Origin of the sequence: Streptomyces hygroscopicus subsp. hygroscopicus (genome assembly GCF_001553455.1) — a bacterium.
Lineage (GTDB): Bacteria > Actinomycetota > Actinomycetes > Streptomycetales > Streptomycetaceae > Streptomyces > Streptomyces hygroscopicus.
Window position 1 is genome coordinate 1 of record NZ_BBOX01000437.1, and the last position, 16,669, is coordinate 16,669.

At 71.9% G+C, this 16,669-nt stretch carries 12 protein-coding genes and 1 pseudogene; 10 read left to right on the plus strand and 3 right to left on the minus strand.

Annotated features, from left to right (window positions below):
• Positions 1 to 39 precede the first annotated feature (39 nt).
• Together AXW62_RS34975 and AXW62_RS34980 are read left to right on the plus strand one after the other, a co-directional pair.
• Positions 40 to 747, plus strand: a pseudogene (locus tag AXW62_RS34975) (transposase); the annotation flags it as partial.
• 457 nt (positions 748 to 1,204) lie between these two features.
• A complete protein-coding gene (locus AXW62_RS34980) occupies positions 1,205 to 2,371 on the plus strand; it encodes a trypsin-like serine peptidase (protein ID WP_060947982.1) in 1,167 nt (388 codons plus the stop codon).
• Positions 2,372 to 2,431: 60 nt separating this feature from the next.
• Here the strand turns inward: AXW62_RS34980 and AXW62_RS34985 are convergent, their stop codons facing one another.
• Positions 2,432 to 2,926, minus strand: coding sequence for a GNAT family N-acetyltransferase (locus tag AXW62_RS34985; protein WP_060947983.1), 495 nt, complete (start codon positions 2,924 to 2,926; stop codon positions 2,432 to 2,434).
• Positions 2,927 to 2,989: 63 nt separating this feature from the next.
• Between AXW62_RS34985 and AXW62_RS34990 the strand changes: the two genes are divergently transcribed.
• Positions 2,990 to 3,793: an exodeoxyribonuclease III gene (locus AXW62_RS34990; RefSeq protein WP_060947984.1), complete on the plus strand. Its 804-nt coding sequence runs from the start codon at positions 2,990 to 2,992 to the stop codon at positions 3,791 to 3,793.
• 293 nt (positions 3,794 to 4,086) lie between these two features.
• Here AXW62_RS34990 and AXW62_RS34995 read toward each other — a convergent pair whose 3' ends face one another.
• Positions 4,087 to 4,821 carry a MerR family transcriptional regulator gene (locus tag AXW62_RS34995; protein WP_060947985.1) on the minus strand — a complete coding sequence of 245 codons (735 nt, stop codon included), beginning with the start codon at positions 4,819 to 4,821 and terminating at the stop codon, positions 4,087 to 4,089.
• A gap of 156 nt (positions 4,822 to 4,977) precedes the next feature.
• On the opposite strand from AXW62_RS34995, the gene AXW62_RS35000 reads away from it, so the two are divergent.
• The 4 genes from AXW62_RS35000 (at position 4,978) to AXW62_RS44230 (ending at position 8,984) form a co-directional block, all read left to right on the plus strand.
• A complete protein-coding gene (locus AXW62_RS35000) occupies positions 4,978 to 6,507 on the plus strand; it encodes a flavin-containing monooxygenase (protein WP_060947986.1) in 1,530 nt (509 codons plus the stop codon).
• Entirely contained in the window at positions 6,504 to 7,685 is a 1,182-nt protein-coding gene (locus tag AXW62_RS35005) for an alpha/beta fold hydrolase (protein WP_060947987.1), read from the plus strand. Before AXW62_RS35000 ends, AXW62_RS35005 begins: the two co-directional genes overlap by 4 nt.
• Positions 7,682 to 8,587, plus strand: coding sequence for an SDR family oxidoreductase (locus AXW62_RS35010; RefSeq protein ID WP_060947988.1), 906 nt, complete (start codon positions 7,682 to 7,684; stop codon positions 8,585 to 8,587). Before AXW62_RS35005 ends, AXW62_RS35010 begins: the two co-directional genes overlap by 4 nt.
• A 130-nt stretch (positions 8,588 to 8,717) precedes the next feature.
• The gene (locus tag AXW62_RS44230; RefSeq protein WP_060947989.1) at positions 8,718 to 8,984 is read left to right on the plus strand and encodes a hypothetical protein; all 267 of its coding nucleotides are present in this window, start codon (positions 8,718 to 8,720) and stop codon (positions 8,982 to 8,984) included.
• Between the two features lie 76 nt (positions 8,985 to 9,060).
• Here the strand turns inward: AXW62_RS44230 and AXW62_RS35020 are convergent, their stop codons facing one another.
• Complete coding sequence (locus tag AXW62_RS35020) at positions 9,061 to 12,651, minus strand: S41 family peptidase (RefSeq protein ID WP_252368848.1); 3,591 nt, start codon at positions 12,649 to 12,651, stop codon at positions 9,061 to 9,063.
• Positions 12,652 to 12,767: 116 nt separating this feature from the next.
• On the opposite strand from AXW62_RS35020, the gene AXW62_RS35025 reads away from it, so the two are divergent.
• From AXW62_RS35025 to AXW62_RS35035, 3 genes are all read left to right on the plus strand, one after another.
• Positions 12,768 to 13,385, plus strand: a complete 618-nt coding sequence (locus tag AXW62_RS35025; RefSeq protein ID WP_060947990.1) for a TetR/AcrR family transcriptional regulator — start codon at positions 12,768 to 12,770, stop codon at positions 13,383 to 13,385.
• Positions 13,386 to 13,528: 143 nt separating this feature from the next.
• The gene (locus tag AXW62_RS35030) at positions 13,529 to 15,775 is read left to right on the plus strand and encodes an MMPL family transporter (protein WP_060947991.1); all 2,247 of its coding nucleotides are present in this window, start codon (positions 13,529 to 13,531) and stop codon (positions 15,773 to 15,775) included.
• A 243-nt stretch (positions 15,776 to 16,018) separates the two neighbouring features.
• Positions 16,019 to 16,669, plus strand: a 651-nt coding sequence (locus tag AXW62_RS35035) for an energy-coupling factor ABC transporter permease (protein ID WP_169808200.1), incomplete at its 3' end; no start/stop codon positions are given.

The window sequence follows — 16,669 nt, forward strand, 5'->3', positions numbered from 1 at the left end:
TTCTAGTGGTCGTCGCAACACCCCAGCTCAGGGGATGCGATGGACTTCGAGATCCGCAAGGACAGGAGTGGTGGGGGCGGTCGTCGCCTGACTCGTGAGCGGGAGGTATATCTCCAGCTCATGAGTCAGGGCTACGGCAACAGGGAAGCCATCCGGATCGTCGGGATCAACCGGCGGACTGGCAAGAGATGGCGCAACGGCTGGCATTCCCCGCCGACGGGGCGGCCGAGGCCTCCCATCGCGGCGGAGGCTCCGGCCGCCGGGCCGTCGCGCTACCTGCGGGAGACCGACCGCATCCACATCGCCGACCGGCTGCGGGAGAAGGCGTCCATCCGGCAGATAGCCGCCGAGCTGGGCCGCAGCCCCTCCACCATCAGCCGGGAGATACGCCGCAACGGCGCGCTCTGGCGGGGCAAGGACTGGGTGTACCGGCCACACGCCGCCCACCGCCGCGCCGAACACCGGCGTCCTCGGCCCAAGGTCGGGAAGATCGGCCAGAACCCTGAACTGCGCGACTTCGTCCAGGAGCACCTCACCCTGCGCTGGAGCCCGGAACAGATCTGCCAGGCTCTACGGGCCCGCTTCCCCGACTGGCCGGAGATGCACGTGGTCCACGAGACGATCTACCAGGCTCTCTACGTCCAGGGCCGCGGAGAACTCCGTCGTGAACTGACCCGGGCCCTGCGGACCGGCCGCACCATACGCCGGCCCCACCGCCAGTCCTACAAGCGCCAGCCCCGCATGGCCAAGGCACCGGGCCGTGGTCTTCGCGGTGGTCCCGTGTCAGCGCGGCCAGCAGTTCGGGGTCGGAGTAGACCTCGGCGGTGTGCTGCCATGCGATGAGCAGTTGGGCGACGGACGCGCTGTTGCCGAGCGTCGCCGTATGCCAGACCCGCTCGTGAACACCCCACGCACATCAGAGCCCCGCCGGGGATACGGCGGCCGCGCTCCGGCGCGGAGACCTGCGCGGCAGGCGGCGGTCTGGTCCTGCTGGCGCTCGTCCGGGTGCGGGGGGCGATGTCATGGAATCGTGCTGAGGGCGTTCGTGTTTGGTGCGGGCCCTGAGACGGGTGATGGCGTGGGGCGGGGGCGCGGGCATAGTAGATGGCTGTCCGGTGGCTCCATGGCGTGAAAGCACCCGTAGGGCACAGCACACCACTGCGCACAGCACAACAACTGCACCACAACAGGGGGATAAGGCTCCATGCCACTCATACGCCGATCCACCGTGGCGGCCGCGGCCATGACCGCGCTGCTGGTGGTCTCCGCCTCGGGCTGCGGCTCCGGTGACGACAAGGCGGCTTCCGCGTCGGGGTCCTCGGCCGCGTCTACCGGGCAGCAGGCCAAGGACGGGATCCAGTTGCCCGATGGTGTCCCGACGAGTCTGGACGACCTGAAGAAGTGGAAGGAGGGCGGCTGGAAGGACTGGGACGAGTGGGCGCGCAAGGCATCGGAATTCGCCAACCCGATCATCAAGAACTTCTGGCGGCCCTCGAGGATGGCCAAGGCGGAGGACTCGCCGAACACCGTTTCCGCGCAGAGCGCCGGGCAGGACCAGGCGGCCACTGATCCCGAGCCGCCCGCCGTGCCGGCCCAGGAGGTCTCGCGGCCGTACCACCAGAACATGGCGCCGGTCGGGAAGGTGTTCTTCGACAGCCCCGAGGGGCCGATGGTGTGCTCCGGCACGGTGGTCGACGACCCGGCCCATCCGGGGAAGTCCAACCTGGTGTGGACCGCGGGTCACTGTGTGCACTCCGGCAAGCGGGGCGGCTGGATGCGCAACATCGTGTTCGTGCCCTCGTACAACGACAACGGGCTGGCGGCGGAGCAGGCGCAGACGGCGGCGCAGAACGAGGTCAGCCCGTACGGCGTGTGGTGGGCGGACTGGTCGCAGACCTCCTCCCAGTGGATCGCGGGCGGCGGTGGGACCGGCGGGGTGGCGTCGGCGTACGACTTCGCGGTGCTGCACGTGAAGCCCGAGAACGGCGGCGGCAGGTCGCTCCAGGAGACGGTCGGGGCCTCGGTGCCGGTGTGGTTCGGGGCGCCGTCGGCGGACCAGGTGAGCTCGATCGGCGCCTACGGCTATCCGCAGGCCCCGCCGTACGACGGGGCGAAGATGTTCAACTGCACCAGCCGGCCGGGCCGGCTGTCGTTCTCGCCCACCTCGCCGACGATGTACCGGATCGGCTGCTCGATGACCGGGGGTACCTCGGGCGGCGGCTGGCTCGTCGACCACGGCGGCAAGACGGTGCTGGTGTCCAACAGTTCGATCGGCTCGTACGGACACACCTGGCTCGCCGGTCCGCATCTGGGGGCCGAGGCCAAGGGCGTGTTCAGCGCCATCAGCGAGAAGTTCGCCGGACAGGGCTGAGGCGAGCCCAGCCGCATGGCAGCCGTAACGGGCCCGCTCCGGGCCGGGAGCGGGCCCTCGTCATGGCCTCGGGGCCGCGTCCTTGAGGGACTTGGCGTAGCAGCGGCTGGTCTCCTCGAAGCGGTAGAGCCCGAACTTCGGCACCGGTGTGTAGCCGGACGAGGTGTAGAGCGCTATGGCCTCCGGCTGCTCGGTGCCGGTCTCCATGACCATCCGCACCCGGCCCGCCTCCCGCGCGCTGTCCTCCAGCGCCGCGAGGATCCGCCGGGCCAGTCCGCGCCCGCGTGCCTGGCGCACCACGAACATCCGCTTGATCTCGGCGTCGCCGTCCTCGTAGCCCTCCCCGTTCCGCTCCTGGCTGCGCCAGCCGCCGCTCGCGATCGGGGTGCCGTCGGTGTCGTAGGCGATGAGGTACAGGCCGTGCGGCGGGTCGAAGTGGGCCGCGTCCATGGGCGTCAGATCCTCCTCGCCGTAGCGCTCGGCGTACTCCGCCTGCACTTCCTCGTCGAGCTTGCGGGCGTCGGGGTGGTCGTAGCGTATGGGTCGGATATTCACGCGACGGATCGTACTTCTATGCGGTATGGCGGGCCCGTGATTTTTGTGGCGTATCGTGCCGGGGTGCTCACCGTGACGACCGTGAATGTGAACGGGCTGCGCGCCGCCGCCAAGAAGGGCTTCGTGTCCTGGCTGGACGGTACCGCGGCCGATGTGGTGTGCCTCCAGGAGGTACGTGCCGAACCGAACGAGCTGCCCGAGGGGGTCCGCGAGCCCGACGGCTGGCACGTGGTGCACGCCCCCGCGGCGGCCAAGGGCCGGGCCGGGGTGTCGGTGTACGCCCGGCGCGAGCTGGAGGGCGTCCGGGTCGGCTTCCAGTCGTCCGAGTTCGACGGCAGCGGCCGCTATGTGGAGGTCGATCTGCCCGGCGTGACCGTCGGCAGCCTGTACCTGCCCTCGGGTGAGGTCGGCACGGACCGCCAGGACGAGAAGGAGCGCTTCATGGCGGAGTTCCTTCCGTACCTGAAGGAGCTGCGCGAGCGGGCGGCGGCCGGTGGGCGCGAGGCGCTGGTGTGCGGCGACTGGAACATCGCCCACCAGGAGGCCGACCTCAAGAACTGGAAGGCCAACCAGAAGAAGTCCGGGTTCCTGCCGGAGGAGCGGGCCTGGCTGACCCGTGTGCTCGAGGAGGCGGCGTACGTGGACGTGGTGCGCGCCCTGCACCCGGACGTCGCCGGTCCGTACTCGTGGTGGTCCTACCGGGGCCGGGCCTTCGACAACGACGCGGGCTGGCGCATCGACTACCAGATCGCCACACCCGGGCTCGCCGGACGGGCGGTCAAGGCGGTCGTGGAGCGGGCCGCCGCCTACGACCAGCGGTGGAGCGACCACGCTCCGGTGACGGTGGTCTACGGCCCGGCGCACTGAGCTTCGCGGAGCGTCGCGCGGGCGCGCCGGTCGGGGTCGGCTGCGTGTGATGTGGGGGCGCTGGTGTTGGCGGTGGCGCGGGTTCGCTGGTTCCGTGGGTTCGCTGGTGTTGGCGGGGTCGCTTGCTTGGGGTGCTGGTGTTGGCGGGCTCGCTGGTCCTGGGGTGCTCGGGTTCGCGGGCTCGCCGGTCCTGGGCGTTGGTGTTCGTGGGTTCGCTGGTTCCGTGGGGTGCTGGTGTTGGCGGGGTCGCCGGTCTTCGGGTGCTCACCTCGCTCGGTCCTGCCTTCGCGGGGTCACCGGCCCCCGGAGGCGTTTCCGGGCGGCTCACTGCCCAGGTCCGCCCGCATCCTGCGGTTCATGGCCATCGTCAGTTCGGCGTCCACCACGCTCGTGGCCAGCGGCCGCAGCCGGTCCACGGTCTCGCCGACGTCCTCACCGCGCTCCAGTGCGTCCGCCAGTACGTGGTCGCGCAGCAGTGTGACGAAGGTCTCGGCGATCGCGTCCACACTTTCCCGCACCTCGCGCGCCGCCGCGAGGACGGCGGCCAGGGGGACGCCCTGTTCGACCAGGGTGTGTGAGACGTCCAGCAGGCGGCGGCTGAGGTGGACGATCTCGTCGCCGTCGACGGCCAGATAGCCCAGGTCGAGGGAGGCGATGAGGTTCTCCGGGGTGACCTCGCCCGCGAAGTAGTCCGCGAGCGCCTCCGGGGTGAGCCGGACCGGAGTCTCCTTGGGCCAGGAGGCGACCGTGCCGGGCAGGCCGAGCAGCTCGCCGACGTCCCGGCGGCCGCTTTCGAAGGCGGTGAGCAACTCGGCGATGCCGCCCAGGGTGTGGCCGCGCTCCAGCAGCGCCGCGATCGTCCGCAGCCGGGCCAGGTGGTGGTCGTTGTACCAGGCGATCCGGCCCTCGCGGCGCGGCGGCGGGATCAGCTTGCGCTCCCGGTAGAAGCGCAGGGTGCGCACGGTGATTCCGGCCTCCTCGGCCAGTTCCGCCATGCGGTACTCGCGTACCTCGTCCGCCTCGTTCATCGCCACGAGGGAAGCCTATGCCGCCGTCGGTTGGGTGCGACCGGCGGTAACTTCGTTATCCACAGCCCCTACCGCTTGATAGATCCCTGTCCTACGCTCCCATTGTGCCAGTGATTGCTGGCACGGTCGTTTCGAGCGTTCCTGGGAGGCGGCGGCATGGCTGGGCTGACGCGTGAGCATGTACGGGTGGCGGTGATCGGAGCCGGATTCGGCGGGCTGGGAGCGGCGGTGCGGCTGCGCCGCGCGGGCATCACCGACTTCGTGGTCCTGGAGCGGGCGGACGCGGTCGGCGGGGCCTGGCGGGACAACACCTATCCGGGCTGCGCCTGTGACGTCCCGTCGCACCTGTACTCCTTCTCCTTCGCGCCCAACCCCGACTGGCCCCGGAACTTCTCCGGCCAGCCGCACATCCGCGCGTATCTGGAGCGGGTCGCCGACACCTTCGGGCTCCGGCCGCACCTGCGCTTCGGCGCCGAGGTGCTGTCAATGCGCTGGGACTCCGGGGCGGTGCACTGGGAGGTGGAGACGGCGCGGGGCTCGCTGACCGCCGATGTCGTGGTCAGCGCCACCGGTCCGCTCGCCGACCCCCGGGTCCCGGACATTCCGGGGCTCGACGGCTTCCCCGGCGCCGTTTTCCACTCCGCGCGCTGGGACCACACCGTCGATCTGCGCGGCAAGCGCGTGGCGGTGATCGGCACCGGCGCCTCGGCCATCCAGATCGTTCCCGCCATCGAGCGCGAGGTCGGCCGGCTGACCCTCTTCCAGCGCACCCCGGCCTGGGTGCTGCCGCGGATGGACCGCCGGATCAGCGGTGTCGAACGATGGCTGCACACGAAGGTCCCGGCCACCCGCGCGCTGCGCCGGGGCGTGCTGTGGGGCATCCGGGAGCTGCAGGTCGGGGCCTTCACCAAACGGCCGGGCGAGATGCGGTTCGTCGAGCGGCTGGCCCGGGCGCATATGCGACGGGCCGTCAAGGACCCGGCCCTGCGCGCGGCGCTGACCCCGGACTACCGCATCGGCTGCAAGCGGATCCTGCTCTCCAACGACTACTATCCGGCGCTCGCAAAGCCGCATGTGGACGTGGTCCCGGCCGGGCTGAAGGAGGTGCGCGGCGCCACCCTCGTCGGCGCCGACGGCACCGAGGCCGAGGCCGACATGATCGTCTTCGGCACCGGCTTCCACGTGACCGATGTCCCCGTGGCCCACCGGGTGACCGGGGCGCGCGGTACGACGCTCGCGGAGGAGTGGAAGGGCGGGATGGAGGCGCTGCGCGGGACCAGCCCGGCGGGCTTCCCCAACTTCCTGACCATCATCGGTCCCAACACCGGCCTCGGGAACAGCTCGATGATCCTCGTCATCGAGGCGCAGCTGGCCTATATGGCCGACTATCTGCGCCAGCTGGACACCCTGGGCGGCAAGGTCGCACTGGACGCCCGGCCGTCCGCGGTGCGCGCCTACACCGACATGGTCCAGGAACGGATGAAGCGCACGGTGTGGAACACCGGCGGCTGCGACAGCTGGTACCTCGACAACGGCCGCAACACCACCCTGTGGCCCGGGACGACCAGCGAGCTGCGGAGGGTGACCCGGCGCGTGGACCTCGCCGAGTACACGGTGCTGAGGCCGCGCACCGGACCGGCCAGGGCCACGGTGTCCACGGCCGGTGCGGGGAGGGGAGCGCGGTGAGGCGGCCTCCAGCCCTGCCCTCCGGGCCGTACGCACCGCCCGTCCCGGTGCGCGATCTGACGGTCGTCTCGGCCGACGGGAGCCGGCTCCACGCGGAGCTGCACGGCCCCGACGACGCCGGCGCCCCGGCCGTCCTCCTCGCCCACGGCTGGACCTGCTCGACGGCCTTCTGGGCGCCGGTGGTGCGCGCGCTCTCCGCCGACCACCGGGTGATCGTGTACGACCAGCGCGGCCATGGCCGCAGCCCAGCCCCCGGCCCCGGCGGCTACAGCACCAACGCCCTGGCCGACGACCTGGTGGCGGTGCTGGAAGCGACCCTTCCGCCCGGCCGGCGGGCCGTGCTGGCGGGCCACTCCATGGGCGGCATGACGCTGATGGCCGCCGCCGGACGCCCCGGGCTGCGCGAGCGCGCGGCCGCCGCGGTGCTGTGCAGTACGGGCGCCTCACGGCTGGTGGACCGGTCGCGGGTGGTGCCGCTGCGCTCGCCGCGCGCACGGGCACGGGTGCATCGCGCGCTGCTCGGCTCACGCGCCCCCCTGGGCCCGATCACACCGCTCTCCCGGCGGCTGGTGCGATACGCCACGATGGGCCCCGGCGCCGACCCGGCCACGGTGGACGTGTGCGCGCGGATCCTGCACGCCTGCCCCCGTGCCGTACGCGCCGGATGGGGCCGGGTCCTGCTCGACATCGAGCTGGACGCGCGGATCGGTGAGCTGACCATGCCCACGGCCGTCATCGTCGGTACCGCCGACCGGCTCACCCCGCCCGAGCACGCCCATGCCCTCGCCGCCGGGCTGCCGCACTGCACGGGCGTCACCGAACTCCCGGGGCTCGGCCATATGACTCCGATGGAGGACCCCGGGGCGGTGGCCGGGGTGATCCGCGCCCTGGCCGAGGAGTACGGGGGTGGCCGCGAGCCGCGCGGGGAGGCGGAGGCCCGCGCACCCTTCGGGGGCGTCCGCGAGGCCCGTGGGGAGGTCCGCGAAGTCCGTGGGGAGGCCCGTGAGGCCCGTGGGGGTGTCCGCGAGGCCCGTGGGGGTGTCCGCGAGGCCCGTGAGGACGGCCGTGAAGTCCCTGCGGATGCCCGCGCACCCTTCGAGGGGGTCCGCGAGGCCCGCGCCACGACAGTGACGGAAGCCGGAGATCCGGCAGTGGAAGCGAAGGAGCAGACGGCATGAGTGCGCGCGGAAGCCTTCAGGGTCGGATCGCGGTGGTGACGGGTGCGGCGCGGGGCGTCGGTGAGCTGCTCGCCCGCAAGCTCTCCGCACGCGGCGCCAAGGTCGCCCTGGTGGGCCTGGAGCCCGATGAGCTGAAGCGGGTCTCTGAGCGGCTGCCGACCGACTCCGCCCACTGGTACGCCGATGTCACCGACGCCGAGGCGATGGCACGGGTGGCGGAGGAGGTCGTGGAGCGGTTCGGCGCGGTGGACATCGTGTGCGCCAACGCGGGCGTGGCCCAGGGCAGTCCGTTCCTCGACTCCGACGAGACGGCCTGGCGTCGGGTGATCGAGGTCAATCTGCTGGGCAGCGCCACCACCGCCCGTGCGTTCCTGCCCGCGCTGCTCGCCAGCCGTGGCTATCTGCTGCAGATCGCCTCGCTCGCCGCGCTCGCGCCCGCGCCCATGATGACGGCCTACTGCGCGTCCAAGTCCGGGGTCGAGGCGTTCGCCCACAGCCTGCGGGCCGAGGTGGGCCACCGTGGGGTCCGGGTCGGCGTGGGCTATCTGAGCTGGACGGACACCGACATGGTGCGCGGCGCCGACCGGGACGAGGCGATGCGGGAGCTGCGGCAGCGGCTGCCCTGGCCCGCGGGCCGGACCTATCCGCTGGGCCCGGCGGTGGACCGGCTGGTGGCAGGTATCGAGCGCCGGTCGGCGCATGTGTACGCGCAGTGGTGGCTGCGCGGTATGCAGCCGGTGCGCGGCTGTCTGCCCGCGTTCATCCACGCCGTGGGCCGACGCGAGATGCGCCGTGCCGAACCACGGCTGGCGGCGACCCGGGAAGGGCGGGGCGGTCTGGTGGGCCAGGGCGGCGCGGCGGACGAGAAGGCGCGTACGGCGGCCACGGAGCGTCACCCATAACGCTCCGTCAACCGTCCTGAGCTGCGCTTTCTTCGTTCCCTTCGCTCGGGCACGCATCCGGAATGCGGAGAAAGTCGGTATGTGTGACTCTGGTCGGGCCCGACGCCTTTCACCCGATGAGGAGTGACACATGGGCACCAAGGACCAGTCCAACGAGAAGGCCCAGCAGGCCAAGCGGAAGCCGCCGCAGGGCGAGCGGGGCCAGGAGCCGCGGCGGGGCCGACGGTCCGGCGAAGGCGTGCAGGAGCGCCCTCGTCCGGAGCCGGGGCAGGAGCAGCGCCGTGGCCGACAGGCGGGGTCGGAGTCCCGGGGGCAGGCCCAGCGGATGAGCGATGAGCGCCGTCAGTCGGGTATGGGCGACGAGATGGGGGATCAGGAGCCCTTCGAGGACATGTGACGCACCGGGGCGGGAGGGGAGCATCCTCATGATCGGATCGGCCATGGGGATGCGCCCCTGCGTCCGCGCCTATCGCCTATCGCGCTTCCTTGCCCGGTGGCTTCAGGGCTTTCTTGCCCGGTGTCTTCCGGGCTTTCTTGGCCGGTGGTTTCCCGGTTTCCTTCTCCGGTGTCTTCCGGGTTCCCCTGCCCTGTGCCCCCTCGGCCCCCTGGGCCTCCGGGGCCTCCGGGGCCCCTTGTCCCGGCGCTTGCCCCCGTCCCCGCGCCTGACGGGTCCCCTTCCCCCGGGCCGGTCGCGCTTCCTTGCCCGGTGCCTGCCGGTCCTTCCCCCGGGCCGGGCGCGCTTTCTTCCCCGTGCCCTCGCGCGGCGGCAGTTCGGGCCGACGCAGATCGGGGACGCCCGAGTGGTCCGGCGGGGTGGCGGCCGGGTGCCGTTCCAGCAGATCGAGCGCGGTGCGGACGGCGACCCCCAGCTGCGGATGGCGGCCCTCGGCCCAGTCCACGGGGGAGCGCGGTGCCTCGATGTCCGGCTCCACACCGTGGTTCTCCACGCCCCAGCGGTAGGCGTCGAACCAGGCCGCGTTCATCGGCACCGTGATCGACGTGCCGTCGCCGAGGCGGTGACGGCCGGTCATCCCGACCACCCCGCCCCAGGTGCGCAGCCCCACCACCGGGCCGATGCCCTGGATCTTGAAGGCCGCGGTGATCATGTCGCCGTCGGAGGAGGTGGCCTCGTCGGCGAGCGCGACGATCGGCCCGCGCGGGGCGTTGCTGGAGTACGACACGGGCTGCGCGCCGCGGGTGAGGTCCCAGCCCATGACCTTGCGGGTGAGCTTCTCGACCACCAGCTCGCTGATGTTGCCGCCCGCGTTGCCCCGGACGTCCACGATCAGCGCGGGCAGCGACATCTCGCGGCGCAGATCGCGGTTGAACTGCGCCCAGCCCGAGCCGCCCATGTCGGGGATGTGGAGGTAGCCGCACCGCCCGTCGCTCAACTCCCGCACCACGGCCCGGCGCTGGGCGACCCAGTCCTGGTAGCGCAGCGGCCGGTCGTCGATCAGCGGGGAGACCGCGACCCGGCGCGGTGGTCCCTCGCCGTCCGGCGGCTCGAAGGTCAGCTCCACGGTCGTTCCGCCCGCGGCCGTCAGCAGCGGATACGGACCGGCCACCGGGTCCACCGGGCGGCCGTCGACATGGGTGAGGACGGCGCCGTCCCGGATGCCCAGACCGGCCAGCGGCGAGCGGGCCCGGGAGTCGGAGGACTCGCCGGGCAGGATGCGCGCCACCGCCCACCGGCCGTCCTTGGTGCGGGTCAGGTTGGCGCCGAGCAGCCCGATGGGGCGCTGGTAGTGGGCCGGGCCCTCGTTGCGGCGCGCGGCGCTGACGTAGGCGTGCGAGGTGCCCAGCTCGCCGAGGGTCTCGCGGAGCAGATCGGCGAACTCGTCGGGCGAGGCGACCCGTTCGACCAGGGGACGGTACTGGTCGAGCACCCCGTCCCAGTCGACCCCGCACATCCCCGGGTCCCAGTAGTAGTGCCGGGTGATCCGCCCGGCCTCGGCGTACGCCTGCCGCCATTCGGCGGCCGGGTCGACGGTGTGCTGGATCCGCCGCATGTCGATGTGGACCGTGGAGTCGCTGTCGCCGGTCTCGGTGGCGGGCATCGCGCGCAGATCGCCGTCGTCGTAGGCCACCAGGCGGGTGCCGTCGCCGCTGACCGCGAACCAGTCCAGCTCGCTGGTGAGTTCGGTGCGCTTGGCCTTCGCCAGGTCGAAGTGTTCGAGGGTGGGACGGCCCGAGGTCTCGGCCGGATTGGCGAACGTCTCGCCGAGCGCGCCCGAGATCGGCCAGCGCAGCCACACCAGCCCGCCGCCGCTGACCGGGTACAGCGAGGAGTACTTGGACGCGGACACCGGGAAGACCGTGACCCGGCTGGCCAGCCCCTCGACCTCGACCGTCACCGTGCCGTCGCTGTCGCCCCCGCTGTCGTCCGGGTCGAGCCCGCCCGCCGCCGGGCGCCCCTCGGGGGACAGCGCGAAGGGCGAGGGGGTCGCGGAGGACAGCGGGACGAGGTAGGGGCGGCAGCCCAGCGGGAAGGAGAGGTCCCCGGTGTGCACGTCGTAGACCGGGTCGAAGCCCCGCCAGGAGAGGAAGGCGAGATAGCGGCCGTCGCTGGTGAACACCGGCTCCTCGTCCTCGAACCGCCCACTGGTCACGTCGACCACGGTCCGGTCGGCCAGCCGCGCGATCCTGATCGAGCGCAGACTGCGGCCTATGCCGGGGTGGGACCAGGCCAGCCAGCCCGAATCCGGGGAGAAGGCGAGGTCGCCGACCGGGCCGTTGTCGGACCGGACCAGCTCGGTGACCTCGCCGTCCCCGTCGGGGGAGGTGTCCACCAGCAGCAGCCGCCCGTCGTGGGCGGCGACCGCGAGCCGGTCGCCGTCGGGTGAGGGTTCCAGTTCGTGCACCCGTCCCAGCCGTCCGGCGGCCAGCCGCCGGGGCTCGCTCGGGCCGCTGGCCCGGGGCAGATGCGCGATCTCTATGGCGTCCTCGCCCTCCGCGTCGGTGAGATAGGCGACCCGGCCGGTGGAGCCCAGCATCACGGGCAGCCGCACCCGGACGCCCGGGGTGTCGGCGAGGGTGCGGGCGGGGCCGTCGCGGTGGGTGAGCCAGTAGAGGCTGCCGCGTACGCACACCGCGCTCGCCCGGCCCGTGGTGTCCACCGACAGCGAGTCGATGTGCGAGGCGGCCGGCACCTGGTAGCGCCGCCGCCCGGCCCGCGCCCCGCCGAGCCGTACCTCCAGCTTGCGCGGCTCGCCGTCCGGGCTCAGATCGTCCACCAGCCACAGCTCGCCCGCGCACTGGTAGACGACGCGGGAGCCGTCGGTCGAGGCGTGCCGGGCGTAGAAGTCGGCGTGGTCGGTGTGGCGGCGCAGACCGGTGCCGTCGGGCAGGCAGGAGTAGAGGTTGCCGATGCCCTCGTGGTCGGAGAGGAAGGCGATCCGGCCGCCGACGAACATCGCCGCCTCCAGATGGCCGTTCAGCTCCTCCATGAGCCGGACGCCGTGCAGCCACAGCCGGCCCGTCGCACCGCCCCGGTAGCGCTTCCAGGTGGCGGGCTCGTGCGGGGGTTTGCCGGTCAGCAGCAGGGTGCGGCGCTCACCGTCGAGGTCGGCCACCGCGATGTCGGCCACCGGCCCCCAGGGCAGCCGTCCGCCGGGGCTGCCGTCGGTGGGCAGGCTGTAGGCCCAGGAGAAGTGCGGATGCGGCTGCTCGTGGGAGGATACGGCGAGGATCTGCGCGACGCCGTCCTGGTCCGGCGGGGTCCAGCCGCGGACCTCGGCGTCCGTACTGCCCCAGTAGGTCAGCCGGCGGGCCGGGCCGCCGGTGACGGGAACGAGGTGGATCTCCGGGTCGAGGCTGCGCCAGGTGGTGAACGCGATCTGGGAGCCGTCGGGGGAGAAGCGGGCGGGCCCCACGCGCGTACGGTCCACGGTCAGCCGCCAGGCGCGTCCCGGGGGCTCACCGGGGGCGGTCAGCGGGGCGGCCCACAGGTCGTCCTCGGCCGCGAAGCACAGCAAGTCGCCGTGCAGATGCGGAAATCGCAGGTAGGCAAGGTCGTCGTCGCTCGCGTCACTCTCCACCCCACCCATGTTTTCGAGCTGGGCCATTCGGAGCAACTCGGTTCTGTGACCGACACCACTAGCGAAACGGCATAGTTTCGATAGTGGGCGGGCTTATGCTGGAGGAGTACGAAACCGTTTCGTTCGGAGGGAGGCGACACGCCATGCGGACCATGGACCGGAGGACCGAGGACCCGGACACCGGCCGGGCGCGTCGCAGCAGGCTCACCCCCGAGCGGGAGCGGGAACTGTACGAGGCGGTGGTCGAGCTGCTGGGCGAGGCCGGGTACGACGGACTGACGATGGATGCCGTCGCGGCCCGTACGCGCTCCAGCAAGGCCACGCTCTACCGCCAGTGGAAAGGCAAGCCGCAGCTGGTCGCGACCGCGCTGCGCCACACCAAGCCCGTTCTGCTCGAGGGCGTCGACACCGGATCGCTCCGCGGGGACCTGCGGGAGATCGCGCGGTGTTCGGAGACCGTCCATGAGCGGGACGCCGCGCTGATGAGGGGACTCGCCCAAGCAAGCCATGACCACCCGGACCTTCACGAGGCCCTGCGGGAGCTGTTGATCTATCCCGAGATCGATGCTCTCAACACGCTGCTCGGGCGCGCTGTCGACCGGGGCGAGGTCGCCCCGGACCGGCCCGCCCTGAACTACGTCGTGCACATGATGTGCGGCGCGTTCATCAGCCGATCGCTCGTCGAGGGCAAGCAGCCGGACCAGACGTATCTCCTGGAATACATCGACGCCGTGATCCTCCCCGCGCTCGGCGCCGCATAGCCCTTCCCCTTCCCTCTCGCCACTCCCCAGGCGCTTTCTCCCCGCACAACCTCATAAGCCCCGGCCGGCGCGCCGCTCTCGTCGCCGGTTCGGTGACCCATCCCTGCCCAGTGCCCACCAATCCGACGGGAGCACCTCTCCTCGTGGCCACCTTCCTCTATAAGCTCGGCCGGTTCGCGTTCCGGCGCCGCGGCTTCGTCGCACTCATATGGGTGGCGCTGCTCGCGGTCGCGGGCGTCGGCGCCGCCACCGCCTCACAGCCTGCCAACGACAGCTTCTCCATCCCCGGTACCGAGGCCCAGAAGGCATTCGACCTGCTGGAACAGCGGTTCCCCGGTGGTAACGCGGACGGCGCCACCGCCCGTGTGGTCTTCCGCGCCCCGAGCGGCGAGAAGATGACCGACCCGGACAACAAGGCCGTGGTCACCAAGACCATCGCCGACCTCAAGGCCAGCTCGCCGCAGGTCGCCTCGGTCGCCGACCCGTTCCAGACCGGTGCCGTCAGCAAGGACGGCACCACGGCGTACATCCTGACCAGCTACAAGGCCAACGCCCTGGAGCTGAAGGACCCCGCCAAGGACGGTCTGGAGAAGGCCGGGGAGAAGGCACAGGAATCGGGCCTGACGGTGCAGATCGGCGGTGACGCGCTCCAGGAGATGCCGGAGACCGGCGCCACCGAGGTCATCGGCATCGCGATCTCCGCGGTCGTGCTCGCGATCACCTTCGGCTCGCTGGTCGCCGCCGGACTGCCGCTGCTGACCGCGCTCATCGGCGTCGGCATCGGCATCTCCGCGATCACCGCGCTCGCCACCACCCTGGGCCTGTCCTCCACCACCTCGACGCTGGCGATGATGATCGGCCTCGCGGTCGGCATCGACTACGCGCTGTTCATCGTCTCCCGCTACCGCGCCGAACTGGCCGAGGGGCGGGACGGGGAGGAAGCCGCCGGACGCGCCGTGGGCACCGCGGGCTCCGCGGTGGTCTTCGCGGGCCTCACCGTGGTCATCGCGCTGGTCGGCCTCGCCGTCGTCAACATCCCGATGCTGTCCAAGATGGGCTTCGCCGCGGCCGGTACGGTCGTCATCGCCGTCCTCATCGCGATCAGCCTCATCCCGGCGCTGCTGGGCTTCGCCGGCAAGCGGGTGTTCGGCCGCAAGGCACGCCGGCGGCTGGAGGAGCGCGCCACGGCGGCGCCGGGCGGCTCCGAGGAGAAGCCCAACATGGGCACCCGCTGGGCCCGCTTCGTGCTGCGCCGCCCGCTGGCGGTGCTGCTGGTGGCCGTGGTCGGCCTCGGCGCGGCCGCCGTGCCCGCCCTCAGCCTGGAGCTCGGCCTGCCGGACGACGGTTCGCAGCCGGTCAGCAGCCAGAAGCGGCAGGCGTACGACATGATCTCCAAGGGCTTCGGCCCCGGCTACAACGGTCCGCTGATGGTGGTCATCGACGCCAAGGGCAGCGATGACGCCAAGGGCGCGGCCGAGCGGATCCGCAAGACCATCGGCGGCCTGGACGATGTGGCCGGGGTCACCCCCGCCGCGTTCAACAAGGCCGGCGACACCGCGACGCTCACCGTCATCTCCAAGTCCAAGCCCAGCAGCGTCGACACCGAGGACCTGGTCGGCGACATCCGGGACAAGGCGGGCGAGTTCAAGTCCGACACCGGCGCCGAGGTGCTGGTGACCGGTCAGACGGCGATGAACATCGACATCTCGCAGAAGCTCAACGACGCGCTGCTGCCCTATCTGGTGCTCGTCGTCGGACTGGCGTTCCTGCTGCTGATGGTCGTCTTCCGGTCCGTTCTGGTCCCGCTCAAGGCGGCGCTCGGCTTCCTGCTGTCCGTCGTCGCGGCGCTCGGCGCGGTGGTCGCGGTCTTCCAGTGGGGCTGGCTGGCCGATCTGTTCGGGGTCGAGGAGACCGGCCCGATCATGAGCATGATGCCGATCTTCATGATCGGTGTGGTGTTCGGTCTGGCGATGGACTACGAGGTCTTCCTGGTGACCCGGATGCGGGAGGCGTTCGTCCACGGCGAGCGTCCCGGTCAGGCCGTCGTCACCGGCTTCCGGCACGGCGCCCGGGTGGTCACCGCGGCCGCGGTCATCATGATCAGCGTCTTCGCCGGATTCATCGGCTCGTCCGAGTCGATGATCAAGATGATCGGCTTCGGCCTCGCCACCGCCGTCCTCTTCGACGCCTTCGTGGTCCGCATGGCCATCGTCCCGGCGGTCCTGGGGCTGCTCGGCAAGACGGCCTGGTGGCTTCCGCGCTGGCTGGACAGGGCGCTGCCCAATGTGGACGTGGAGGGCGAGGGGCTGCGCAAGCAGCTCGAATCGTCCGGTCCGGACCAGCAGCGCGACAAGGACGCCGACCCCGACGCCGAGCTGACCCGCGTCTGACGCCGGTTCCATGCCTCGGCCCGACGGCGGTCTTCCGGCCCGCGGCTGAGCCGCCGGTCAGCCCCGGCGTCACCTTCGATCCGACGGCGGCCCTCCGATCACGGAGGGCCGCCGTCGGCGTACCGGCCGGGGCGGGGCGAACACGCGAGGGCCGCGCTCCTGCGCGTCCAAGCTCTTGCGAACGAGTTGCAGGTACGAGCTACCATCGATCGGTTAGCTGCAGCTCAGGAGCGGAGTCCGGCCATGCATGTGCCCGACGGATTCATCGACGCACCGGTGTCGGTGGCGACCGGTGTGGTCGCCGCCGGGGCCGTGGCGGTCAGCCTGCGCGGTGCGCGGCGGGAGCTGGACGAGCGGACCGCGCCGCTGGCCGGGCTGGTCGCGGCGTTCATCTTCGCGGTGCAGATGCTGAACTTCCCCGTCGCCGCCGGGACCAGCGGGCACCTGCTGGGCGGGGCGCTGGCCGCCATCCTCGTCGGACCGTACACGGGGGTGCTGTGCGTCTCCGTGGTGCTGCTGATGCAGGGGGTCCTGTTCGCGGACGGCGGCCTCACCGCACTCGGCGTCAACATCACGGACATGGCCCTGGTCACCACGGTCGTGGCGTACGCGATCTTCCGCACGATCGTGAAGCTGGCCCCGCACCGCCGCCGCACGGTCACCGTCGCGTCCTTCGTGGCCGCGCTGGTCTCCGTTCCGGCCGCGGCGGTGGCCTTCACCGCGATCTACGCGCTCGGCGGCACGGCGGACGTGGCGATCGGCAAGGTCTTCGCGGCGATGGTCGGGGTGCACGTACTGATCGGCATCGGCGAGGCGGCGATCACTGCGCTGACGGTCGGTGCCGTCGTCGCCGTGCGGCCGGACCTGGTGTACGGGGCGCGCGGGGTGACCGGG